Here is a 24191-nt window from a genome sequence, read left to right as displayed (position 1 = left end):
GGCGGACAAGAAGTTCTCGACTAAACGGCGTCAAACGGGCATTTTTATGGTGGTTCATCCGGGCTCTTTGGGGACTGGATAGGTGTGGTAACCACCATTTTCCAAAGATGCCCCGGATGAACAACCTACCGAGAGATCACAGTTAGTCGACTGCTTTTCGTTCGGAGCGGGCAGAAACCGCGCTGCGCGCGATAGTCGACCAACAGTCGACTCTACCCGGGGCGATCCTGGCAACGGCCTGGAACCTGATCCAGCGCGCGATATACCCGCTCCGCCGCATCGAACACATTGCCCGGTGCGAACTGCTCCCCCAGGTAGTGCAATGACTGCCGGCGCAACTGCGGCGATCGGTCCTCTCCGTCGCTGCCGAGCAGCACCTGCTGGAACTCGATCAGGTCCTGCAGAATGCGCCAGTGCCGGCACCAGGCGATCCAGCGTGGGTCACCGCGGTCGCTGCCGTAGCCCTCCTCGAACCCCAGTGGATTCTCGCGACCCCAGCGCCCGCCAACAGCGGCACCGATGAACATCAGGTCACGCTCGCGTGGGGCCAGCGACAGACCATCCCAATCGATCAGGTGCAGGCCCCCGTCATTGCCCATCAGCAGGTTGCCGGCATGCAGATCGGTGTGGCACAGATGCAGGTCTACCGGCGCGTCCTGCAACGCCGCGAGCAGCTCCCGTGCCTGCGCATGCAACGCCGCGATGCGCGCATGCTGCTGGTCCCATACCGAAACGAATGCGCGACCCAGCCCGTCCTTCGCAGCCGCCAGTCCCTCGCCGGCCAGCCATTGCCCGACGGTCTCCAGCGCCGCGGTTTCCAGCCGTACGATCGGCAGTGCCTGCTGCAGTTCCGCTGGCAACTGCGCGCCATGCAGGCGCCGCAGCACCTCCCCCAGCCGTTTCCACTGCGTGCGGCTCAACGCCGCCTCGAACCCGGACTGGCCTTCCACATACGGGAACAGGGTGAACTGCAATCCCCAGCGCTGCACAGACGCACCACCGGTCAACGCCGGCCACGGCGCGACGATCTCATCGATACCCAGCGTGCCGCGCATCCAATGCAGGCTGTCCCACACCGCTGGGGCGACCTGGTAGGTACGGCATTTCAACCACCACTGCCCGTGCCGCGCATCGACGCGATACACGCTGGCATTGGCGTCGGCGCCCACCGGGCGTGGCACCACGGCGGTGGGGGTGATGCCATAGGATTGTTGCAGGACTTCGCCGAGATGCTGCGCCGAAGCGAATGACATGGATGCAAGCAGAAAGTGTTACCTGCCACCACTATCGCAGATGCGTTCGCCGCGGCACAGACATGTCCGTCACAACATCGCTTCAGCACGACCAGGGAACTAGCCTGCGATGCGCCGCATCACCGTCTCCAGCGGGCCGCGTGCGAACTGCCACGACCATAGCCAGGCCGCGCCTGTCGCCAGCATCAGGAACAACAGCGCCCACAACAGCACCGACGCAAGCGAAGCACGCCCATCAAGCAGGCCAAGGCTTTCCAGTGTTCCCATGCCCAGCAGGATGTGGCCGACATAGAGCGTGAGGGTCATGCGCCCTGCCGCCGTGAACGGCTCCAGCCAGTCGCCCGGATGTACCCGTGCCAGCCACAGGCAGGCGGCGATGACACTGCAGGCCGCACCCGCACCCGTAAGCACATAAGCCGGTCCCGGCGGCATCGGCTGCGTTCCCAGCCACACCTGCAAGGGCGTTCCCTGCGCAAGCTGCTGCACGCCCTGGCCGGCACCGATCAACAGCACGCCCAGCACCAGCAGTGCACGCTGCACCCGCGGTTGCGACAACTGCAGCCGCGCCAGCAACATGCCCAGCAGGAAGAAGCACAGCCAGGGCAGCAGCGGATGGAAGCCATTGAACAGCAGGTTGCGCGCGGCACCTGGCCATTGCCAGAGGCCGGCGTACTCCAGCGTCTGCCAGTTCCAGCCTTCGCTGTAGTTCCAGTGCAGCAGCGCCCAGAACGAACAGGCGGCAATGGCCACGATGCTGGCCAGCAGCACGCGCGGCGAGGCACGCAGCCAAAGCACCGCCAGCGCGAAATACACCGCGTAGTAGTGCAGGATGTCGGCCGGGAACAGGGTCAGGTTGAGCAGGCCCAGCACCATCAGGAACAGCGCGCGCCTCCAGGTCTGCACGCTGGCCGGCCACCATTGCTGCCGCTGCGTAGCCAGCACCAGGCCAAGACCGGCCAGGGTGACGAAGGTCGCCGACGCCTTGCCTTCCAGCAGATGGAAGAATCCTGCCAACCAACCCTCACCCTCTGCCGGCACGGCCATCGCCAGGCGGAAGTTGACCAGCACCATGCCGGCCAAGGCGAGGTAGCGGGCCAGATCAAGGCCGTGCAAGCGCCGGTCAATGGCGCTCATGCGCGTGCCCCGAGCAGCAGCGCGAGCAGGCCAAGATCCAGCGATGCCCCATCGGTGCCATCGGCTTCGCCCAGCCCCCGACGCAGTGCATCGCTTTCGATGGCATCCAGCAGCACCTGCGCCTGCAGTGCCGCTGCCAGCACGGGACGCCGCCGCTCGCGCTGAGCCAACTGCTGCAGGGCTTCGGCCAGCGTCGCCTGCAATTGCCTGCGATTGGCCGCGAAGGCCTCGGCCACGGCCGGATTGCGTGCGCTCTCGGCCAGCACTTCGACGGCAAGCGTCGCCCATTCCGGCTGGCGGCACAGTGCGTGGAAGTCCTGAAGGAAAACCAGTACCTGTGCACGCTCGCCGGCCAGTCGCTGCAGCAAAGGTGCCAGTTCTTCGCTCTCTGCCACCGCCACGGCAAGGATGATCGCTTCCTTGCCCGGGAAGTGGTTGTAGAGATTGCCCAGGCTGACGCCGGCCGCCTGCGCGATGTCACGCATGCTGGTCTGGTGGAATCCCCTGACGAGGAAGCACTGCAGGGCGGCCTGCAGGATCTGCGCGATGCGTTGCTCGTTGCGGTCGGTTCGGCTCATGGTGCAGATAGTGAACGAACGTTCGTCCATTTAAAAGATAGGCCTCAGATCATCGCCGGGCTTCGTTCAGCCAACCTTGACCTCAACTGCGGTTGAGGCCCGATGCTGCGCGCCCTGCCCCGTCCTCTCCCGGAGTTCCTGCATGCCACGGATGATCGCCACCCTGCTCGACAGCCGCGTGCTGTGGTTCCTCGCCCGACTGCTGCTGGCCGTGGTGTTCCTGTCCTCGGGTCTGGCCAAGCTGCTGGCGTGGGATAACAGCGTGGCCGAAATGCAGGCGGCCGGGCTGCACCCGCCTGTACTGTTCAACATCGCCAGTGCCGTGGTGCTGCTGGGCGGCTCACTGTGCCTGCTGTTTGATCGCCTGCTGTGGCTGGGCAGCGGTGCACTTGCGGTGTTCATGCTGTTGACCATCGTCATCGTGCACACCTTCTGGGCCAAGCAAGGTGCGGAACAAAAACTGGCCCTGTTCTTCGCGCTGGAACACCTGAGCGTGGTGGGTGGCCTGATCTGCGCAGCCATCGCCAGCCGTGCGCGGTCTCAGAAAAACTCGTCAAGCAACCGATAGAATGCAAGCCGCCGCTCATCAGGGACCGCACCGTAGCGCTGGAACAGCGTGGCGACACAGCGGCTCTCCCCGAAATTGTGGACCAGGCTGCGCGCGGCCAGGGCCAGGTCCTGATAGCGGTCGGCCACGCCCAACCGGCCACAATCGATGAAGCCAGTGAACCGCCCATCGGTCACCATCAGGTTGGGCAGGCAGGCATCGCCATGACTGACCACCAGGTCTTCATGAGCGGGCCGGGTAGCGCGCAGCTCGGCGAAAACCTGCTGCGGGCTCTGGCCCAGCCGCTCGTCGTCGAAGTCATCGGCATCGACCAGCCCCGCCTCGACGCGTGCCTGTGCGGCCTGCAGGCGCGATGCCAACTGCTGGTCGAACGGGCAGTTGGCTACAGGCACGGCATGCAGGCCACGCAGTGCGTCAGCCAGCAGTTCTGCCACCCGTCTCGGCGCGAGCTCCGGCGAGGAGGCCAAGTCGCGGCCGGGCAACGCGCTCATCAACAACCAGCGCCGACCGCCCTCCTCGGTCGTGGCAATCACCGTCGGCGCCGACTGCCCCTGCGCCTGCAGCCAACGCAGCCGGGCGATCTCATCACCCAGTTCACTGAAGGCATCGATCACTTCCGATTTCAGGAAGGCGTCGGTCTGCCCGGGACGATGCACCCGCGCGACATCCGCGCGCGACACGCCGATCGACTGCCGCTCGATGTGCGCATCGGCCAACGCTTCCTGCCATGCCCGCGGCAGCCGCAGGCCATCAGTGAAGGGATTGGGTGCTCCCATGCCGGGATGTTCCTGTTGCTGTGGACCCTACGGATTCTCGCCGCTCCCGAGGCACAACGCCCAGCAGAGCGCACAATGGGAGGCCTGACCAAACTGACCCGGCTGTCAGTGGTCAGTGCATCCCAGCACCTGCAGCAGCTGCGACGACTACTACCACAGTACCGTTGCCAGCTCGACAACATCGCCTCGATCATTACCGCTGAACGCACCAACCTGCGTGCGTTCGCCGACTGGGACACCGTTCTGGCAGTCGATTGAGACTGCCGCAGTACAACAAGGAAGCAACATGAAATTGATGGTCATCGGCGCCAGCAGGGGCCTGGGTCGGGCATTCGTTGAAGGTCTGTGCCAGCCCGGCGACACCGTCGTCGGTGTCTCGCGCACTCGCCCGCGCGACATCGCCTGCCCCGAAGGCGTCGCACTGCAATGGATCGAAGCCGATCTGTCCCAGCCTGCTGTCGCTGCCAATCACATCGCAGCGCAGGCGCCCGCTGATCTGGATGTGCTGATCCACAACCTGGGCATCTGGGAAGAGAAGGCCTTCAGCGACGAGTACGCCTTTCTCGACGAAAGCGATGCCGCGCTCACCCAGCTGGTTGACGTCAACATCACCGCCACGCTCGTGTTGCTTCAGCGCCTGCTGCCGCGCGTTCTGGGCGCACCGCGCCCACAGCTGGTACTGACCGGCTCGACCTCGGCCCTGCCACGCAGCGGGCGCCCGGAAGTCGCCTTCGGTGCCTCGAAGTTCGCACTCAACGGCATCGCCGATGCCCTGCGCGAAGGCTTCCGTGACCGCCGCCTGGCCGTGACCAGCCTGCAGCTGGGTTACCTCAATACCGACGATGCACTGTCGGTTCCCGTGGCAGCGGCGGCAGCGCGCGGCGATGGCGAACTGGTGCCGGTGCACGACGTGGTGACCTTGGTGCGTGCGCTGCTGCAGCTGTCGCCGTCCGGCTTCGTACGTGAACTGGTACTGCCCGCCATCGCCGACCCGCGCTACTGACCCCCAGGGGCAGCGCAGGGCACTCGCGGTGGCCGCACAGGCGGCCGTGGTTTACCCTGCTCCTCACTGGCCGTCGGTCACAGGCGGGAACCTGCTATGGATGCGCTTTCACGGGTTGCGGCCCAGGTCCTGGACAGCGCCCTGCCCAGCCTGCCGCTTTACCTGCTGCAGGCCACGGCGGTGATCGGCATGATCGGCGTGCTGCTGATCGCCACCCGTCGCGCCGGCCGCGCCATCGAAGGCCGCCGCCTGTACGTAGGCGTAGCGCTGGGCCTGATCTACCTGTTCAACTCGTGGTTCGTGGCCCGCTATACGCAAGGGGTGGTCAAGCTCCATCTGGGCTTCGACATCCTGCTGGTCAGTGGCCTGCTTGGCGGCTGGCGCGGCGGCCTGGCCTGCCTCGGCGCCAGCCTGCTGGCCCGCTACCAGTTCGCAGGCACGCTGTACTTCCTGCCTGCTGGCCTTGAGGCCGCACTGCAGATGTTGGCAGGCGTCTGGCTGCGCAGGCGCCTGCACCCGCGCATGCTCAATGAACTCTCGCTGCGCATGATCCTGCAGGCCTGGGGCGTACGCATCGCCGTCACCGCGTTCGGCTTGGCCCTGGGCGTGGCGATCATCGGCGCCGAGCTGCTGCCGGTGGAAGAGCTGGCGATCCAGCGCCTGCTGGCGCTGCCGCTGTCACTGCTGATGCTGGGCGCGGTGTTCGCACTGGTCTACAACGATGCGCAGATCGACGTGCAGCGCCAACGCGAACAGGCCTGGCTGCGTATCGATCCGATCAGTGGCCTGCCCAACATGCGCGCGCTCGGCGAACGCCTGCAGCACTTCTGGCGCGACAACGACGGCATTGGCAAGGCCTGCCTGATCGTGGCCGAGATGGGCAACCTGCGCGATCTGCGCCTGCGCTATGGTCCTCTGCAGGACAACGGCCTGTGGCAGCGCGACACCGCCGACGAGGTGCATCGGTTGCTGCCCGCGCTGCCGACCGGACAGCTGGAGATCCATCAGTTCGGCGACGCCGCGCTGGCGATCCTGGTACGCGACCTGACCCTGCCCGAACTGCGCACGCAACCACAGATCACCGAGCTGGCCAGCAACCTGGCTGACCGGGTCGGCCGTGACTGGCCGGGCTTCCGCCCGTTGTTCCGCTGCGCGGTGGTGGAGCTCAAGCCCCCAACCCCTGAAGACGACGGCCACCTGCCGTTCCGCGCGATCACCCTGGCGCTCAGCGCGATCGAATCGGGCGTGGTGTTCTTTGATGACCCGATCCAGCGCGACAGCGAGATCGACGCCCTGATCGAGAGCTCACTCGAACGCTGGTTGCAGCAGGGGGATGCGCCGCTGTGCTACCAGCCCAAGCATCGCCTGCAGGATCGCCGGCTGGTCGGCGCCGAAGCACTGCTGCGCATGCGCGATACCGAGGGCAGGATGATCGCACCGATGCGGGTGATCTCCCTGCTGCGTCGGCATGGGCGGTTGGCCGAACTGGAATGGGCCACGCTGCAGTCGGCCATCCACTTCCTGCAGCAGTGCCGACGCGATGGCTGGCAGCTGAAGATCGCCGTGAACGTTTCGGCCGAGTCACTGCGCCTGCCCGACTTCGGCCTGCGCCTGCAGGAACTGCTGCAGCTGCACGATGTGCCTGGCGTGATGTTGCGCCTGGAGATCGTCGAATGGACCGAGATCGTCGAGCGCGACGTGGTCGATGCCAACATCGCACAGCTGCTGGCGGCGGAGGTCACCCTGTCGCTGGATGATTTCGGCGCCGGCTATTCAACTCTGATCCTGCTCTCGCAGCTGGCCATCGCCGAGGTCAAGATCGAACAGGCGCTGATCGCCACACTGTCCGACGCCAAGTCGCAGTCGATCGTGCGCTTCATCGTCGAGGTTGCGCACCGCTGCGGCGCGATCGTGGTGGCCGAAGGTACCGAAACCCTGGCGCAGGAACAACAACTGCGCGCACTGGGCGTGGATGTCGGCCAAGGCTATCTGTACTCGGCGGCGCTGCCGGCCGACGAGTTCCGCCGCTTCGCCGCCAGCTAGACCGCGTAGAAACCGAGGAACATCGCCACCGCCGATTCGGCCACGCGTGCACGCTCCTGTGCGTTCAACGGCGCCTGCCCCATCGTAACTTGGGGCCAGAACGCAAAGCTCTTCACCAGCCCGTGCAGCTGGTGGCCAGCAAATTCCGGATCGACCTCGCGCAACCTGCCATCGGCGATGGCCGCGCGGATCCATGCACTCTCGCCGCTTTCCTTTTCACCCATGCGGCAGACGATGGCCTGCGCACGCTCCGGTGAGTGGATGATCTCGGCCATCGCCACCCGCGCCAGGTCGATGAAGTTGGCATCGCTGAGCAATTCCAGCTTCTGCCCCAGCAACTGCAGCAACTGCGCCTGCAGCGGCTGGTCGGCGCGGTAAGGCAATGTGTCGCTGGCCACGCTGCGCTCCCACAGCTCCTCGAGGATCATCGAGAACAGCGCTTCCTTGCTCGGGAAGTGGTTGTAGACGGTGCGCTTGGAGACGCCGGCCGCCTCGGCAATGCGGTCCATGCTGGTCGCCTCGTAGCCCGCCGCACGGAACTCCTCCACCGCCGCGCGCACGATGGCTTCGCGTTTGCGGTCGGTCAGGCGTTGCGGGGCACGGGGCATGGCGGGAACCGGATAACTGAACGGATGCCTCCATTTTACACTCAGCAGTGTACTTTTGGAAAACCCGAAACTACACTGTGCAGTGTACTCAGCGGACGTCACCCATGAAGCGCCTGCTCCTTGTCCTCCTGCTTGGAATCCTCGCCGTGACCGGCTACACCTTCTGCAAGTCCTGGTCCCTCCCCGACTTCCCCGAGTCGCCGCAGTACCGTGATGGCAAGTTCCGCAATGCCCTGCCCCGTCCAGCGATGGGCCTGCGCGACGGCCTGGAGATCTGGTGGACGTTCCTCTTCAACAAACCCAAGGGCACCGTGCCCGCGCACCCGATTCCAGTGCAGCCGCTGGACCGCGCCACACTGGATGCTGCACCGGACCGCAGCCTGTTCCGGCTGGGGCACTCCACGATCCTGCTGAAGCTGCGCGGCCAGTACTGGCTGACCGACCCGGTGTTCTCCGAGCGCGCCTCGCCGGTGCAGTGGATGGGCCCGGCCCGCTTCCATGCGCCGCCGATCAACATCGACGATCTGCCGCCGATCGCCGGCGTGATCCTCTCGCACAACCACTACGACCACCTCGACCACGCAGCGGTGATGCAGCTGGCCGGCAAGACCGCGCGCTTCATTGCACCGCTCGGCGTCGGCGACCAGCTGATCGCCTGGGGCGTGGACGCCAGCAAGGTCGAACAGCTGGACTGGTGGCAATCGACCGAGGCCAATGGCCTGCGCCTGACCGCCACCCCGGGCCAGCATTTCTCCGGCCGCGGACTGGGCGACAGCGACCGCAGCCTGTGGGCCTCGTGGGTGATCCAGGACGGTGACTTCCGCATCTTCTTCAGCGGCGACACCGGCTACTTCGACGGCTTCAAGGCCATCGGCGAAAAGTATGGTCCGTTCGACCTGACCATGATCGAGACCGGCGCCTATGATCCGCGCTGGGCGTTCGTGCACATGCAGCCGGAACAGACGCTGCAGGCGCACCTGGACCTGCGCGGCAAGTGGCTGCTGCCGATCCACAATGGCACCTTCGATCTGGCACTGCACGAGTGGCAGCAGCCGTTCGAACGCATCACCGCGTTGGCCGCAGCGAAGAATGTGCCGGTGGCCACGCCGATGATGGGCGAAGCGCTCGACATGCAGGCGCCGCAGGCGGGCACGCGCTGGTGGGAGACGGTGGAGTTGTAACGCCTCGCTTTCCGGGTGGGTGCTGGCCGTGGCCCGCACTACACCTTTGGCTGCAACCTGCGCCCTTCGCGGGCCAGGTTGAGCTGCAACGCCGCGGTAGCAAGTTCCGCCATTTCCGAGGTGACTTTCCCACTGCCGCGCGCCTGCAGCCAGTCGAGGATGTCAGCCAGATGCCAGATCGACGTCGTCCCTTCGTGAACCGGTGAAGGAAACGACTGCGGGTTGGCCAGCATCAGCTTGCGCATGTTCTGGCGTGATACCCCCAACAGGTCCGCCACATCGGTCAGCCCCACCAGATCGGGGCTTACTTCGACCAGCTCGGCCCCCGGCACGGCACGCTGTACGTCGCCCAATGCCGACGCCAGGGCGGCACCGGCATTGTCAGCCTCACGACAGAATGCCAGCGCCATCCGGCCAGGTCGTCCGATGCCCAGCAGCGCATCATCGCAACCCGATTCCACAAGTCGCTGCTCCAGCATGCCGCCATCGTCGTACGCGTCCGGCAGGCGGTACTTCAGGGTGAAATTGAATTCCATCATCTGCCTATCTCGTTTCGGCTCGCACCGTTTCTCATTGCTCACGGCTGCAGTTCTCGACCACACGGCGCAGCACTCTGGCGTGATTGCAGGTGTTGCGTGGCGTGCTCCAGATGCTCGCGACGCAGAATTCCCCGCTCCGGCATTTGCTGTCGTTGTAGGGGCAGTACATCCGCCCCCACGCATGGCTGCCGCCCACCCGCAATCTCCAACCCCTCGCTTCCGCAAATCGCAATGCGGCTTCAATGTCCTTGTCGGGGTCACGCACACGAGACATCCGCCTTCTCCGAAGCCTGCACCTGTCCAACGAAGGTTGTCATATGACAACCCATACTGAACTCCTTGACCTTGACCCAAGCTAGCCCTTCCGAGGCGCGCGTCCAGAACCATAGCCGTCAACGCGGTCATGCCTCCGACACGCCGCGCACAGCCTGGCGCTATTGCAGCGCGTCATGTAACCGATTACATCCCTTGCTAGCGTAGCGTTCGCCCGATTCCGGTCGAACCTGCGAGGCTGTCCGTAATGACGTTGCGCGCCGAACGCTCCAAGGTCTCCCGCTCAGCTATCCCATGGCGATCTGCCATTGCCCTGCTGTTGGCCGCCCTGGCCTCCAGCGCACAGGCACAGACCCTCCCCCCGCGCAGCCAATGGCAGGCCAGCAGTTCCTCGCAGCAGGTGCCGGCGATGGCGATCGGCCACCTGATCGACGGCGACCCGAAGACCGTGACCGGCGGCGCCTTCAGCCCTGGGCACTGGTTCCAGATCGACCTGGGCGCGCCCACCCTGCTGGCCGGCGCGCGCCTCACCTGGGATGTCTCCAATCCGGAAGGCTATTCACTGCAGACCTCACTGGATGGCACGCAGTGGCAGACCGCGTACACGATGGCCGATTCACTGGGCGATGTGGAAACGCTGTACTTCGCGCCGCGGCAGGCGCGCTATCTGCGGCTGGCCAGCCCGCAGCGCACCTCCGACTGGGGCGTGTCGATCTTCGAGATGGAGCCTCTGGACAGCACGCTCAGCGCACGCATCAGCGGTATCGATGCAGCGCAGGCAGCAGCGCTCTGGCAAGGCGGCGGCACCGTTCCGATGCCGGCCGGGACAAATGGATCCCATGCGTTAGAGATCACGCTGCCGCAGGCTCAATCGACGGCTGGTCTGGTGGTCGACTGGGCTGATGGAAACCGCGGCCCTGCCCGATTGCAGGTTCAGGATGCACAGGGCCGGTGGCAGGACCTCGCGCACGATGCGCAGTCGGCCAGCCACCGCCAGAGCTGGTTGGCCGCCAATGCCGCACAGGCCGTGCGTGCATTCCGCCTGAGCGTGGATGGATCTGCACCAAAGGTGGCACGCCTGCGCCTGCTCGGCCCGAAAGCCGTGTTGACGCCAATGAAGCAGTACCAGATTGCCGCCAGTGGTGCGCAGCGCGCGTTGTTCCCGGCCTCGCTGCAGATGCAGCAGACTTACTGGACCGCCGTCGGCGTGCATGCCGGGCGACAGAAATCGATCTTCGACGAGTACGGCAACCTGGAAGCCTTCAAAGGGGCGCCGCTGGTGCAGCCGATCTGGCGCAGCGCCAATGGGAGCACTGCAGGTGCCGCCGGGCAGAACGTGCAGCATGCATTGCGGGACGGCTGGAAGCCGATGCCCTCCGCTACCTGGTCACCGCAACCCGGCCTGGAGCTGCGCAGTGAAGTGTTCGCCATCGAGCGCAACGGCCAGCCGGTGACCTTCCTGCGGCATCGCCTGCACAACACGGGCAGCGCCAGGATCGAAGGCACGCTCAGCCTGGTCGTGCGCCCGATGCAGATGAATCCGCCGTGGCAGAACGGCGGGCTGTCACCCATCCGCGATGTGGCGATCGATGGACAGGCCGTGCGCATCAATGGACGCACGCTGCTGCAGTCGCTCACGCCGGTGACTGCGTCCGGCGCGGCGCCGTTTGGCAGGGAGGGCGCAACGGAAATCACCGCGACCCTCGCTGCCGGCCAGCTGCCCTCCACGCAACAGGCGCGCGATGACCAGGGTCTTGCCTCGGCTGCGTTGAACTACCGTGTATCACTGGCACCGGGCGCCAGCGATGCCATCGTGGTCGCGTTCCCGCTGGGTACTGCCGCCGCCGATAGCAAGGGCGCACTGCCCGAGGCGCCTGCGCTTGATCTGGCCACGCTGCCCCGCGATGCCAATACGGCGTTCGATTCACTGGCCACGCAGGCGTCCGCGGACTGGCAGGCACGGCTGGGCCAGGTCGGCCTGCGCCTGCCCGATCCTTCGCTGGTGGACATGCTGCGCGCGCAGGCCGCCTACATGCTGATCAACCAGACCGGCCCGGCCATGCAGCCCGGGCCCCGCAACTACAACCGCTCCTTCATCCGCGACGGCATGGCCACCTCGGCGGTGCTGCTGCGCATGGGCGAAGCACGCGTCGCGCGCGACTACCTGGCCTGGTACAGCGAACACGGCGTGCATGCCAACGGCCTGGTCTCGCCGATCCTCAACGACGATGGCAGTGTCAACACCGGCTTTGGATCGGACATCGAGTACGACAGCCAGGGCCAGTACGTGACGCTGGTGGCCGATGTCGCGCGCCTCGATGGCGGGCCAGAAACAGTGCGCGCCTATCTGCCGAAAGTGAAAGCGGCGCTGCGCTTTCTGCAGGAACTGCGCGAGCGCACGCTGGTGCCCGGCTACAAGGCCGACCAGCCGGCACCGGAACGCTTCGCGGGCATCCTTGCGCCGTCGATCAGCCATGAGGGCTATCCGTCGCCCACCCACAGCTACTGGGATGACTACTGGGGCCTGAAGGGGTGGCACGATGGCGCGTGGCTGGCCGAGGCACTGGGCGACCACGAGACTGCTGCCTGGGCGCGCGAGCAATACAAGCTGCTCTACGACGCGCTGCACGCCTCTATCCAGGCGACGATGGCGTGGAAGGGCATCGACTTCATTCCCTCCTCGGCCGACCTGGGCGATGGCGATCCAACCGGCGTATCGATCGCACTGGACCCCACCGGTGCGCAGAGCGCGCTGCCCGCCGAGGCACTGCGGACCACCTTCGCGCGTTATCTGGAGGATGTGCGCAAGCGCAGCCAGCCCGATGCGCTGTACGCCTATACGCCGTATGAGATCCGCAACGTGCTGAGCTATGTGCACCTGGGCCAACCGCAGGTTGCCGATGAGCTGCTGCAGGGACTGCTGCATGATCGGCGCCCGCTTGAGTGGCAGGTACTGGCCGAGGTCGTGCACTCGCGGCTGCGTTTCCCCCGCTACCTGGGCGACATGCCGCATACCTGGATTGGTGCCGAGTACGGCCGCACGCTGTTCGGCATGCTGATGCGCGAAGACGATGATGCGTTGTCATTGCTGCCGGGCACGCCGCCGTCGTGGGTGGCGGGCGATGGGTTGGCGGTGGAGCGGCTGCCGACCGCGTATGGCACGTTGCAGATGCAGGCGCGTCAGCGCGACGGCACGCTGACGGTCACGCTGGGCAAGGGGTTGCGCAGCGGGACGGCAGTGAAAGTCTGGTGGCCGGCGCGCACCATGCCGAAGACGGTGCGTGTGGATGGGCATAGCGTTTCCGACTTCGATGCCGAGGGTGTGCGGCTGGCGAAACCGTTCAAAACGCTGGAGGCGCGCTGGTAAAGCAGCCGAGCAAGGCTTGGCTCTACAAAGCGGGGGTCACCCGGGCCACGCCCGGTGTCATTGCAGCGTCGGCAATCCCGGCGGGTTGGTCTGCGACTGCGGCACGGCTTCCTCGGCCACGTTCCATCGCTTCAGCGCCTGCGCATAGGTACCACTGGCAATCTGCGTGTTCAGCGCCTGCGTCACCGCGTCAGCCAGGCCGCTGCCCTTGCGGGTGGTCACCGAGATCGCCGCAGCGTTCGGCCAGCCGCCGGGGAACAGGCCCACGCGCCGCACCTTGCCGTCGCGTGCCGAGTACGCGCCGGTGGCATTGGGCTCGAACGAGACATCGGCCCGCCCGGTGATCACCGCCAACCGGCCGACCACCGCGTCATCGAAGTACTGGTACTCCACCGGCTTCAAGCCGGCAGCGATGTTCTGCTGGTCCCACTGCCGCAGGATCTGGTCCTGGTTGGTGCTGGCACCGACCACCACCTTCAGCCCGGCAACATCGGCCGGCTTCTCAATCTTCTGGATCGGCCCATCAGTGCGCGTGTAGATGCCCAGCAGGTCGTAACGGTAGCTGGAGAAATCGAACTTCTTCTTTCGCTCCTCGGTGACCGTCACGTTCGACAGCACCGCATCGTACTTGCCCGATTCCAGCCCCAGCGGCCAGTCGGCCCACGCCACCGGCACGATCACCAGCTTCAGGCCCAGCGCATCGGCGATCAGGCGGGCGATGTCGGGCTCGATGCCGACTACGTCCTTGCTGTCGGCCCCATAATCGGCCAGAGGCAGCTGTCCCGGATGGGTCGCCACGGTGAACGTACCGGGGGTGACGAAGCGATAGTCGGCCGGGATCAACGCCTGCGCCTTCGGGTCAAACGTGCCCTTCAAGGCAACGGTGTTGCCGCTTGCCAGGCTGGTCGCGGCCACGGCGCCTGCATCCGGCCCCTGGCGTACGCGCGAATAGACAATGCCGGCGATGCCGATGACCAGCACGCCCACGATCAACAGGGTGCTGCGCGAGGGACGACGCGGTGCTGCAGGGCTCATGGTGTTCCTTCCGGGGTTACAGGGTCTTGGCCAGGAAATCGGCGGTGCGCTGTTGGCGCGGGCGTTCGAACAGCACCTCGGGCGTGCCCTGCTCGATCACCCGCCCTTGGTCCATCATCACCACGTGGTCGGCCACGCGGCGGGCGAAGCTCAGCTCATGGGTGACGATCACCAGCGTGGTGCCGGAGCGGGCCAGCTCCTCGATCACGCTCAGCACCTCGGCCACCAGTTCCGGGTCCAGCGCCGAGGTCGGTTCATCGAACAACAGCACCTTCGGCTGCAGGGCCAGCGCGCGGGCAATCGCGATGCGCTGCTGCTGGCCACCGGACAGCTGGCGCGGGAACGCATCGGCCTTGTCGGCCAGGCCGACCCGTTCCAGCAGCGTGCGCGCCTGTTGCTCGGCCTGCGGTCGCGGCACGCCGCGCACCGCGATCGGCGCCTCGATGATGTTCTCCAGCGCGGTCAGGTGCGGGAACAGGTTGAAGCCCTGGAACACCATGCCTACTTCCGCACGACGGCGACGGATCTCGCGCTCGGGCAGTTCGTACAGGGTGTCGCCATCGCGGCGGTAGCCGATCAGCTGGCCGCCCACGGTCACATAGCCGCTGTCGGCACGCTCCAGGTGGTTGATCAGCCGCAGCAACGTGGACTTGCCGGCGCCGGACGGGCCGATCAGAACCGTCACGCTTCCAGCGCGCAGGTCCAGGTTCATGTCGTCCAGCACCGGCAGATCGCCGAACATCTTGCCCACGCCATGCAGCGACACCGCAGCGCCCTCGCCCGCTTCAACCTGCGCGGCGATGCGCGGGCGATTGACTACGCGCGGTGCGGCATCACTGGATGTCCGCACCGGTGACGACACCCGCGACACCGAGCGCTCGCGCTGCAGTTGGCCGCGCGCGAAGCGTTGCTCCACGCGCCGCTGCAGCAGCGACAACACGGTCAGGATCACCAGGTACCAGACCGTGGCCACCATCAGCAATGGCACCACTTCCAGGTTGCGCCGGTAGATCACCTGCACGGTGTAGAACAGCTCAGGCAGCGCCAGCACGTAGACCACCGAGGTGCTCTTGGCCAGGCCAATCACATCGTTGAACGCGGCCGGCAGGATCGAACGCATTGCCTGCGGCAGGATGATGCGGCGCACCTGGCGACCGCGCGGCAGGCCGAGCGCGGCCGCAGCCTCGTACTGGCCGTGGTCGACCGAGAGGATGCCACCGCGGATCACCTCGGCCGAGAACGCGGCCTGGTTCAGGGTCAGGCCCAGCACCGCGGCGGTGAACACACCGATCAGCTGCGTGGTCGGGTACGAGAACAGGCTGATGCCGGTGAACGGCACGCCCAGCTCGATGGTGCTGTACAGATAGCCCAGGTTGTTCAGCAGCAGCAACAGCACCAGCAGCGGGATCGAGCGGAACAACCACACGTAGCCCCACGACACCGCCGACAGCAGCGGCGAACCAGAGACGCGGGCCAGCGCAAGCAAGGTGCCCAGTGCGAAACCGAGACCGGTACCGAGCGCGGTCAGCAGCAGCGTGCGGCCCAGGCCCTCGAGCACCGGGCGTGCGAAGAACCACTCAGCGAAGGTGCCCCAGCCCCAGCGCGGATTACCCAGTACGGACTGCAACCCGATCAGGATCAGCGCCAGTGCCAATACTGTGCCGAACACCTGCAGCGGATGCCGGGCCGGCACGATCTTCAGCGCCGGTGCGGGCGCCGGCCGGGTTGCAATGCCATCCAGCGCGGTCGAAGGCGTGCTCACGCGTGGGCTCCTTGCAGCTGGGTCTGCGCAGGCACGATGACGGGCGCCGGTGCCCGCAGGTGCTTTTCGAACGGCAGATGCGCAACCGTTTCCGGGTCCGCATCCAGATCGAACAGCGCGGTGTAACCATGGCTGAGGTACAGGCCAACCGCTTCAGGCTGGCGGAAGCCGGTGGTCAGGAACACCCGCCGGTACCCTTGCCGCGCCGCCTGGTCTTCCAGTTCCTGAAGCACGCGACGCGCGATGCCCTGCCGGCGCAGCCCGGGCAGCGTCCAGATGCGTTTGAATTCGGCGGTGTCCGGATCGCGGTGCGGCATGAAGGCGCCGCCGGAGATCGCCACACCATCGCGCAGCAGCAGCACGAACGCGCCTACCGGCGCCGCGAAGGCCTGCGCCGGATAGCGTTGCAGCTCCTCGCGGGCGCTGCCGCCGATGCGTCGGCGCACGTCGGCATAGCGACTGTCGTACTCCTGCTCCAGGCCATCGAACAGCGGCCGCGCCAATGGATCATCCACCGAGGTATAGAGGAAGCGTTCGTTGTTGCTCATGCCACGTCCTTCACCAGATAGTCTTCGGCCAGCCGTGCCCACAGGCTGGCGGCGGGTGCGATTGCGGCGTCGTTGAACACATAGCGCGGGCTGTGCAGCGGTGCGCTGTCGCCGTTGCCGACGAACACGAAACTCCCGGGCCGTGCCTGCAACAGGAAAGCGAAGTCCTCGCTGGCGGTGCGCGGCGCGAACTCCGGCACCACCTGTTCGTTGCCGAAGCCCTGCACGGCCACGTCGCGGATGTAGGCGGTCTGCTGCGGGTGGTTGATCACGCTGGGGAAGCCACGCGGGAACTCGATTTCGGCGCGTGCCCCGAAAGCGGCAGCGGTCTGCTCGGCAATCCCGGTGACCCGGCGCCGCAGGGTGTCGCGTACCTCCGGCAGGTAAGCGCGCACGGTCAGTTTCAGCTCGACCACGTCCGGAATCACATTGGCGGCCTGGCCGCCGTGGATCGAGCCGATGGTGACCACGCCCATCTGCCGCGGATCGACGTTGCGCGACACCACGCTCTGCAGCGCAGTGATGATGTGCGCGGCGACCAGGATCGGATCCACGCTGCCCTGCGGCTCGGCACCGTGGCCGCCCTTTCCGATCACCTTCAGCCGTGCCCAGTCCACCGACGCCATCGCCGGGCCATCGACAAAGCCGAAGTGGCCCACCGGCACGCTCGGCCAGTTGTGCAGGCCATAGATCGCGTCCACCGGGAAGCGCTCGAACAGGCCGTCGGCAATCATCTTCGACGCGCCCGAACCGGTCTCCTCGGCCGGCTGGAACACCAGCTGCAGGGTGCCGTCGATATTGCCGTGATGGGCCAGGTAATGCGCCGCAGACAGCAGGATGGCGGTATGCCCATCGTGGCCGCAGGCATGCATCAACCCCTCGGTCTGGCTGGCATAGGCCAGGCCGGAGTCCTCGTGGATCGGCAATGCATCGATGTCGGCGCGCAGGCCGAGGCGACGGCTGCCCTGCCCGCGTTGCAGCGTGCCGACAACGCCTGTGCCACCGAGCCCGGTGGTGACCTCATAGCCCCACTGCTGCAGCAACTCGGCCACACGGGCGCTGGTGCGGTGCTCCTCGAAGGCCAGCTCCGGATGCCGGTGCAGGTCATGGCGGATCGCGATGGCCGCCTCGGCGCGTGCCGCGATTTCGGGCAGCACGCCGATGGACGCGGGGTCTCGCCGGGCATGGCCGGGCGCTACCGAATTCTCTCCGCTCATCGCCCTACCCCACCATCCGCGCCGGTTCGGCGTCGGTCGAATGGCGGCTGGCCTTGTACGGCAGGCCCAGATGCTCACGCAGGGTCTGCCCTTCCAGCTCGCGCTGGTGGTAGCCACGGGCCTGCAGGATCGGCAGCACCTGGGTCACGAAATCGTCCAGGCCTTCGCGCTGCGCCGCAAAACCGAGAATGAAGCCGTCGCTGGCACCGGCGTCGAACCAACGGATCAGCTCATCGGCCACGTGCTCCGGCGTGCCGATGAAGTTTGGTCGCGGGCTCACCGCTTCCAACGCCACCTGGCGCAGGCTCAGGCCCTTCTCACGCGCATCCTGCTTGATGCGGTCGGTGGTGGAACGGAACGAATTACTGCCGATGTCGCCCAGCTCCGGGAACGGTGCATCCGGGTCGTACTGGCTGAAATCGTGGTGATCGAAGAAGCGGCCGAGATAGGCCAGCGCGTCCTCCAGCGTGGCCAGCGCGGCGATCGCCTGATACTTGGCTTCGGCCTCCTCGGCAGTGCGGCCGACGATGGGGCCGATGCCAGGGAAGATCTTCACGTCGTTGCCGCTGCGGCCGTGCGCGATCGCCGAGTTCTTCACCTTCTGGGTGAACGCGCGGGTTTCTTCCAGCGATGGCGAATGGGTGAACACCGCATCGGCGTACTTGCCGGCCAGCGCGATGCCATCATCAGACGAACCGGCCTGGAAGATCACCGGCTGTCCCTGCGGCGAACGCTGGATGTTGAGCGGGCCTTCCACCTGGAAGAAGCGGCCTTTGTGGTCGAGCCGGCGGAACTTCTCCGGCGCAAAGAACGTGCCGCTGTCGCGCTCGCGCACGAAGGCGTCGTCATCCCAGGAATCCCACAGTCCCTGCACCACCTCCAGGTACTCGTCGGCGATCTGGTAGCGCAGCGCGTGCTCCGGATGCGGCCGGCCGTAGTTGCGGCCAGAGCCCTCCAACGGGGAGGTCACCACGTTCCAGCCAGCGCGGCCGCCGCTGAGCAGATCCAGCGAGGCGAACTGGCGGGCCACCGTGAACGGGTCGCTGTAGGAGGTGGACAGCGTACCGGCCAGGCCGATCTTCTTCGTCGCCGTGGCCAGCGCCGACAGCAGCGAGATCGGCTCGAAGCGGTTGAGGAAGTGCGGGATCGACTTTTCGTTGATGTACAGGCCGTCGGCAACGAAGCCGAACGCGATGCCGTTGTCCTCGGCAGTGCGCGCGATGTCGATGTAGAACTGCAGGTTGACGCTGGCGTCGGCCGGATTGGATGGATGCTTCCAGGCATGCATGTGGCTGCCTGGGCCCTGCAGCATGATGCCGAACGGAATGTGGCGCGGAGTGGTGCTCATGGGAATCGCTCCTGCAGGTCAGGCCACCGCCGCGCGCGGCGCGGGCGACAGCAGTTCAAGGGATGTCAGGCGCGCGTCGAGGTCGGCCACCGGCGCATCGAGAATGAACTCGCCCACGCCGAAGCGCCGATGCAGCGCGTCCAGTTCGTCACGCACGTGCTGCGCATCGCCAGACAACACGCTCGGGCGTGTTTCCTCGATGCGGTAGTCGGCCACCCCCACCTGGCGCGCATACTCGGCAGCCGCCTCTGGGCTGGGCAGGTTCACCGTCTGCCCGGGACCGAAGTGCAGCTTGTAGACGCGCAGCGCACCAATATGACGCGCAGCGGCTTCCGCAGTCGGTGCGGCGAAGGCCACCGTAGCCAGCAGCGGTGGCTGCGAGGAGACGCTGCGGTAGGCGTCGAACGCGGCCTCGATGTGCTTCGGGTCGCCGTCGAAGTGCGCGGCGTAGACGAAACGCCAGCCCAGCTCGGCCGCCTGCCGTGCACTCTGCGGGCTGGCACCGAGCAGGAAGCGCTCCGGCGCCAGCTGCGGAATCGGCCGCGCCAGCACATCGGCTTGGGCGCCGGACAAATAGCCCTCAAGATCGCGCAGTTGCTGGTCGAAGTCGGCGAACGCCGGCCGCCCCGCTGCCAATGCAGCGGTAGATGCCGGCAGGCCGCCGGGCGCCTTGCCCACGCCCAGATCCACGCGCCCTGGCGCCAACGCGGCCAGCAGGTTGAAGTTCTCCGCCACCTTGTACGGCGCATAGTGACGCAGCATGACCCCACCGCTGCCGATGCGGATGCGCCGGGTCTGCGCCAGCACCCAGGCGGCCAGCACTTCCGGTGCGGGGCTGGCCAACGTCGGCGCGGCGTGGTGCTCGGCAAACCAGTAACGGTGATAGCCCAGCTGTTCGGCGCGCTGGGCCAGCTGCAGGCTGTTGCGCAGCGCCTGCTCCGGCGAGGCGCCCTCGGCCACCGGGCTCTTGTCCAACACGCTGATCTGATAGCTCATGGTCGCGTCCTCGCTCAGGGATGGGCCACGGGAATGCCGAGCAACCCGTTCAGTGCGGCCAGGATCGGCTCGGCACCGGAGATGTACTGGCGGTCCTGGTGCACGCCACTCGCGAGGTCACTGCGCACGCCCTGCGGCAGCACCAGCTTCGGCAGCGACTGGTCCTGCTCGCCGATCTCGGCGATCACCTCCCGGCGCGGCCGTGCGAAACCGATGCGGCGCACGTCCAGCTGCGCGTCCAGGCCGTCGATGCTCGACAGCGCACCTTCCAGCAACAGGCTGTGCCGGCAGAAGAAGCGCTGGCCGGGAATCTGTCCGTCCTCGAACTCACGGTCGAGCAGGAACAGGATGGGCTTGTCGGTTGCGTCCAGACTCACGGGGTCGTCCTCATCGGGGTGCGGCAATGCGATGCCACTTCGATATCGATGCTAGAGATGACGGCGGTCGGCACGGCGATGCCAGGCGACAATCGGCGGTCAGATCCGGCCATGCAGATGCGCCTTGGCCATAAGCAAAGCGCCGCCGGTTATGGCGTCAGGCGATCCTTCGCAGCGGCGCCGGTACCGCCAGCGCCTGCGAAGCCAGATGCCCTGCCGCGCGCTCGGCCGCCAGTGCGATGCGCGCCTGCAAGGCTGCACTGTTGATGTGCTCGCCATCGAAGTCGGCAGGCGTGGCATACACCCCGATCGGCAGCGTGTGCGCCTGCAGGAAACTGAACAACGGCCGCAACTGGTGGTCGATCACCAACGCATGGCGCTCGCTGCCACCGGTCGCCGCCAGCAGCACCGGCGTATCCACCAGCGCTTCCAGCCCGATGAAATCGACCAGGTGCTTGAACAGCCCGGGATAGGAACCGCGATACACCGGTGCCGCGACCACCAGCAGACCGGCCGTCTCGATTGCCTGCAGTGCCTGCTCTACGGCTGGCTCCGCTTCATCGCGCGACAGCGACTGCCCCAGCGAACGCGCGATCGGCGCCAGCTCCACCAGCTCCACGCTGGCATGCACCCGCTGCTGCAACGACGCCAACAAGTGCCGCACCAGCAGCAACGTGCGCGACGTCGCCGAGCTGGTCGGTGACCCCACCACTGCCACCACCTTCAATGCAGAAGACATGAAATGCTCCTCGATGATGCCGGACCACGTCCGGCCGCCTTTGGCGTGAACCTCAAAACCGGTAACTGACCCGCCCATACCAGTACGCGCCGACGTTGCCCAACACGTCGCCGTTGTCCCAGGTCGTCTCGATGCTCGCCACATCGGTGGCACTGCGCGCGTACTCCGGCACCTTGCGCGTGCGCTTGTCGAACACGTTGTTGATGCCCAGCGCCGCACTCCAGCCTGCACCCAGTTCCACGGCACCGGAGAGATTGGTCACCAGCACCGGCGGCTGCTTGTACTCCACGCCGTTGTTCAGGCGCTTGATCGGGCCGTAGTAGGTGAAATCGACGTTCGAGCGCCAGCGCCCGTTCTGCCAGCCCAGCCCGGCTACCTGGGTGTAGCTGGGCGTGCGGAAGCGCAGCGCGTACTCGCTGCTCTTGGTCAGCAGGTTGATGTTCGGCAGCCCCTGCAGTGCCGCCGGAATGTCGCTCACCTTCTGGATGGTGGTACGGCCGACGTTGGCCGCGTAGCTCCAGCGCAGCTTGCCCCACGCAGTGTCCTGGTTGGCTTCCAGGGTCAGCTCGACACCGCGCGTGCGGGTATTGCCTACATTGGTGAAGTAGCTGGCGTAGAACGCATCACCCGGCAGGATGCTGATGCCGGCCGACCCGAGCAGCGCATCGATGGTGTTCTTCTGCGCCGCGCTCAGCACCGTACCGCTGTTGTCGGTGATGCGTGCAGGATCCTGCGCGTTGTAGCCGATCTGGCTGGACTGGCCCAGCTGGCCACGGATGTCGATCTGGTACGCATCCACGGCCAGATGGAACGCCGGGCTCGGGTCCCAGGTCACGCCCAGGCTGTAGTTGGTGGCTTTCTCGGGCTTCAGCGGCGTAGCACCCAGCGCAACCGCCGCCGGTGAAGACACCTGCGCCACCAGCGTGGTCCCGCACGGGCAGCTGCCCGTGGCCTGGTAGAACTGTGCGCCCAGGCTGGGCGCATGGAAGCCGTTGCTGACCGTCGCGCGTACACCCAACGCGTCGGTGAAGTCGAAGCGCGTGGTCAGGCGGCCAGTGGACACGCTGCCGAAGTCGGAATGGTCTTCCCAGCGCGCCGCCGCATCCAGATACCAGCGCGAGGTGATGTTGGTGGCCGCACCCCCGTACACCGCCTTGCTGTTGCGGGTCGCCTTCACCGCGTCCGCAGTGGAATAGCCGACGAAGGCCGCAGCACCAAAGCCGGTGTAGGACTCCCACTGCCCTGCCCCACGCTCGTATTGTTCGTGCTGGTACTCGGCGCCCGCGCTCACCTCCAGCGGCGACGCAAACGCCGCCACCTCGAAGCCACGGCGCAGGTCCAGGTTGGCGATGCCCTGCTGGTAGTCCAGCTTGCCATCATAGAAATCAGTGGGCGAACCGGGGTACGGCAGCGAGTAGTTCACCGAGTTGCGCGTATAGGTGCGCACCGTGCTGCGGTTGCCGGTCAGGCTGGCGTCGTAATCCCAGCCCGCGATCCGGCCTTTCACGCCCGCAGTGCCGGTGTACTGCTTCTCCTTGGTTTCCAGCACTGGCAGGAAGCCATCGGGAAACACGTTCAGCACGCCTGGAGCCTTGTAAGTGGTGAAGATGGTCGCCGGCAGGCGGAAGTTCTGGATTGCCTGCGCGGTGCGATCGCTGGCCGTGGCGTTGGCGTAGAACTGCGCGCTCTCGCCCAGGCCATGGCCCACGTTCACCGCGAACGCCTTCAGCGCATACGACGGGGAGCTGAGGATGGTGTTGGCCTCGGCATTGCGGCTGGCTTCGGCCGGGTTCGGCGATGCGCCGGCCGGCAATCGATTATTCGGCCGCAGCGCCACCAGATTGCCGCTACCATCCACCGCCGGGTAGCTCAGATAGCCATCGATGTAGCGGCGGGTGCGGATCGCATGATGCTGGCGGGTGGTCTCGCCGGAGAGGTTGACGAAGCCATCGGCACCCCACGGCAGGCCAACGTTGGCACGCACGCTGGTTCGCGAGCCATCGCCATCAATGCTCTGCCCGCTTTCCACGGCGAGCTCGCCACCGTGCGCCTGCGACTTCAGGATCACGTTGACCACACCGGTAATCGCATCGGAGCCATAGATGGCCGACGCACCATCACGCAGCACTTCCACGTGGTCGATGGCCGACACCGGAATCAACGCCAGGTCCGCCCACGCATGGCCTGGGAAGCCGCCCCCATTGGCACCGCTCACATAGGCACTGGCATTGCGGCGCTTGCCGTTCACCAGCACCAGCGTGTAGCCGGGCGACAGGTTGCGCAGCTGGTAGCCACGGATCAGGCTCTCCTGGTCGCTCTGGTAGCCACCAATCTGGCTGAGCGACGGCAGTGCGCGCTGCAGCGCTTCCAGCAGGTTGGCCTGGCCAGTGGAGGCAAGGTCCTCGGCGGAGATCACGTCGATCGGCGTGGAACTGTTCTTCACCGTACGCGTGCTGGTGCGCGAGCCGGTCACCACCACCGCATCCAGCGTGGATGCTGCCACGTTGGCGGTCGCGGCGGTGGCGGCAGGATCGGCATCGGCTTCCGCCGCATGGGTGGGCGACGCGGCGAGGATGGCGGTGATCAGAACAGCGAGAGTGCTCAGGACAGGGGCGTGGGCGGCAGGCATGGGGGCTCGTGGGGGTGGGCCGGAAACACGCTTCCATTCAAGGGCCTGTCCGCCCACCGCGACAGGCGCGATCGCGTCACCCAGCCGTAACATCCGGCCACCCACATGACTGCTGGTAATGACGTTAGGCAGCCCTGCGCACCACGCCCATGGGATGGCGATGGGCAATCGACGCTGGATGATGCGCGGCGGGTGGTGGGTGGCAGGTGGTGGGTGG

At 66.4% G+C, this 24191-nt stretch carries 21 protein-coding genes; 6 read left to right on the top strand and 15 right to left on the bottom strand.

Annotation, left to right across the window (positions count from 1 at the left end):
* Nucleotides 1-212 precede the first annotated feature (212 nt).
* The 3 genes from AC5P60_RS21040 to AC5P60_RS21030 all read right to left on the bottom strand — a co-directional run bounded on the left by AC5P60_RS21040 (nt 213) and on the right by AC5P60_RS21030 (nt 2965).
* Entirely contained in the window at nt 213-1253 is a 1041-nt protein-coding gene (locus AC5P60_RS21040; RefSeq protein ID WP_242899418.1) for an aminoglycoside phosphotransferase family protein, read from the bottom strand.
* A 99-nt stretch (nt 1254-1352) separates the two neighbouring features.
* The gene (locus AC5P60_RS21035) at nt 1353-2387 is read right to left on the bottom strand and encodes a DUF418 domain-containing protein (protein ID WP_483692764.1); all 1035 of its coding nucleotides are present in this window, start codon (nt 2385-2387) and stop codon (nt 1353-1355) included.
* Nucleotides 2384-2965 (bottom strand): TetR/AcrR family transcriptional regulator, encoded by a 582-nt coding sequence (locus tag AC5P60_RS21030; RefSeq protein WP_483692765.1) that lies wholly within the window; start codon nt 2963-2965, stop codon nt 2384-2386. The genes AC5P60_RS21035 and AC5P60_RS21030 overlap by 4 nt, the downstream gene beginning before the upstream one ends.
* 142 nt (nt 2966-3107) lie before the next feature.
* On the opposite strand from AC5P60_RS21030, the gene AC5P60_RS21025 reads away from it, so the two are divergent.
* Complete coding sequence (locus tag AC5P60_RS21025) at nt 3108-3533, top strand: DoxX family protein (protein ID WP_111108865.1); 426 nt, start codon at nt 3108-3110, stop codon at nt 3531-3533.
* Here AC5P60_RS21025 and AC5P60_RS21020 read toward each other — a convergent pair.
* The gene (locus tag AC5P60_RS21020; protein ID WP_033834473.1) at nt 3506-4309 is read right to left on the bottom strand and encodes an APH(3')-II family aminoglycoside O-phosphotransferase; all 804 of its coding nucleotides are present in this window, start codon (nt 4307-4309) and stop codon (nt 3506-3508) included. The two genes, AC5P60_RS21025 and AC5P60_RS21020, sit on opposite strands and share 28 nt — an antisense overlap.
* A gap of 75 nt (nt 4310-4384) precedes the next feature.
* Between AC5P60_RS21020 and AC5P60_RS21015 the strand changes: the two genes are divergently transcribed.
* The 3 genes from AC5P60_RS21015 (at nt 4385) to AC5P60_RS21005 (ending at nt 7355) form a co-directional block, all read left to right on the top strand.
* Nucleotides 4385-4567 (top strand): hypothetical protein, encoded by a 183-nt coding sequence (locus tag AC5P60_RS21015; RefSeq protein ID WP_033834472.1) that lies wholly within the window; start codon nt 4385-4387, stop codon nt 4565-4567.
* Between the two features lie 28 nt (nt 4568-4595).
* Nucleotides 4596-5312, top strand: a complete 717-nt coding sequence (locus tag AC5P60_RS21010; RefSeq protein WP_033834471.1) for an SDR family NAD(P)-dependent oxidoreductase — start codon at nt 4596-4598, stop codon at nt 5310-5312.
* A 96-nt stretch (nt 5313-5408) separates the two neighbouring features.
* Nucleotides 5409-7355, top strand: coding sequence for an EAL domain-containing protein (locus tag AC5P60_RS21005; RefSeq protein WP_033834470.1), 1947 nt, complete (start codon nt 5409-5411; stop codon nt 7353-7355).
* On the opposite strand, the gene AC5P60_RS21000 is transcribed toward AC5P60_RS21005, so the two are convergent.
* Nucleotides 7352-7963, bottom strand: a complete 612-nt coding sequence (locus AC5P60_RS21000; protein WP_049430342.1) for a TetR/AcrR family transcriptional regulator — start codon at nt 7961-7963, stop codon at nt 7352-7354. The two genes, AC5P60_RS21005 and AC5P60_RS21000, sit on opposite strands and share 4 nt — an antisense overlap.
* 104 nt (nt 7964-8067) lie before the next feature.
* On the opposite strand from AC5P60_RS21000, the gene AC5P60_RS20995 reads away from it, so the two are divergent.
* On the top strand, nt 8068-9144 hold the full coding sequence (locus AC5P60_RS20995; RefSeq protein ID WP_483692766.1) for an MBL fold metallo-hydrolase: 1077 nt from the start codon (nt 8068-8070) through the stop codon (nt 9142-9144).
* A 38-nt stretch (nt 9145-9182) separates the two neighbouring features.
* Here AC5P60_RS20995 and AC5P60_RS20990 read toward each other — a convergent pair whose 3' ends face one another.
* Nucleotides 9183-9680, bottom strand: coding sequence for a helix-turn-helix transcriptional regulator (locus tag AC5P60_RS20990; protein ID WP_049403212.1), 498 nt, complete (start codon nt 9678-9680; stop codon nt 9183-9185).
* Between the two features lie 523 nt (nt 9681-10203).
* Here AC5P60_RS20990 and AC5P60_RS20985 point away from each other — a divergent pair.
* Nucleotides 10204-13323 carry a galactose-binding domain-containing protein gene (locus tag AC5P60_RS20985; RefSeq protein ID WP_483692767.1) on the top strand — a complete coding sequence of 1040 codons (3120 nt, stop codon included), beginning with the start codon at nt 10204-10206 and terminating at the stop codon, nt 13321-13323.
* Nucleotides 13324-13380: 57 nt separating this feature from the next.
* Here the strand turns inward: AC5P60_RS20985 and AC5P60_RS20980 are convergent, their stop codons facing one another.
* The 9 genes from AC5P60_RS20980 to AC5P60_RS20940 form a co-directional block, all read right to left on the bottom strand.
* Nucleotides 13381-14358, bottom strand: a complete 978-nt coding sequence (locus AC5P60_RS20980) for an ABC transporter substrate-binding protein (protein ID WP_483692768.1) — start codon at nt 14356-14358, stop codon at nt 13381-13383.
* Between the two features lie 16 nt (nt 14359-14374).
* Nucleotides 14375-16120, bottom strand: coding sequence for an amino acid ABC transporter permease/ATP-binding protein (locus AC5P60_RS20975; RefSeq protein ID WP_483692769.1), 1746 nt, complete (start codon nt 16118-16120; stop codon nt 14375-14377).
* Nucleotides 16117-16668 (bottom strand): GNAT family N-acetyltransferase, encoded by a 552-nt coding sequence (locus AC5P60_RS20970; RefSeq protein WP_111108871.1) that lies wholly within the window; start codon nt 16666-16668, stop codon nt 16117-16119. Before AC5P60_RS20970 ends, AC5P60_RS20975 begins: the two co-directional genes overlap by 4 nt.
* The gene (locus tag AC5P60_RS20965) at nt 16665-17885 is read right to left on the bottom strand and encodes a M20 aminoacylase family protein (RefSeq protein ID WP_483692770.1); all 1221 of its coding nucleotides are present in this window, start codon (nt 17883-17885) and stop codon (nt 16665-16667) included. Before AC5P60_RS20965 ends, AC5P60_RS20970 begins: the two co-directional genes overlap by 4 nt.
* Nucleotides 17886-17889: 4 nt before the next feature.
* A complete protein-coding gene (locus AC5P60_RS20960; RefSeq protein WP_483692771.1) occupies nt 17890-19233 on the bottom strand; it encodes an LLM class flavin-dependent oxidoreductase in 1344 nt (447 codons plus the stop codon).
* A gap of 18 nt (nt 19234-19251) precedes the next feature.
* Entirely contained in the window at nt 19252-20229 is a 978-nt protein-coding gene (locus AC5P60_RS20955; RefSeq protein ID WP_483692772.1) for an MsnO8 family LLM class oxidoreductase, read from the bottom strand.
* A gap of 14 nt (nt 20230-20243) precedes the next feature.
* Nucleotides 20244-20606 carry a DUF3088 family protein gene (locus AC5P60_RS20950; protein WP_005409341.1) on the bottom strand — a complete coding sequence of 121 codons (363 nt, stop codon included), beginning with the start codon at nt 20604-20606 and terminating at the stop codon, nt 20244-20246.
* 157 nt (nt 20607-20763) lie between these two features.
* Nucleotides 20764-21345, bottom strand: a complete 582-nt coding sequence (gene msuE, locus AC5P60_RS20945; RefSeq protein WP_049403172.1) for an FMN reductase — start codon at nt 21343-21345, stop codon at nt 20764-20766.
* A 52-nt stretch (nt 21346-21397) separates the two neighbouring features.
* Entirely contained in the window at nt 21398-23974 is a 2577-nt protein-coding gene (locus tag AC5P60_RS20940) for a TonB-dependent receptor plug domain-containing protein (protein WP_483692773.1), read from the bottom strand.
* Nucleotides 23975-24191 lie beyond the last annotated feature (217 nt).

The organism is Stenotrophomonas sp. YJH_SMC_120 (assembly GCF_059368675.1).
Note: the sequence above shows the minus strand (reverse complement) of the source record. Positions and strands in the feature narration are given on the sequence as shown.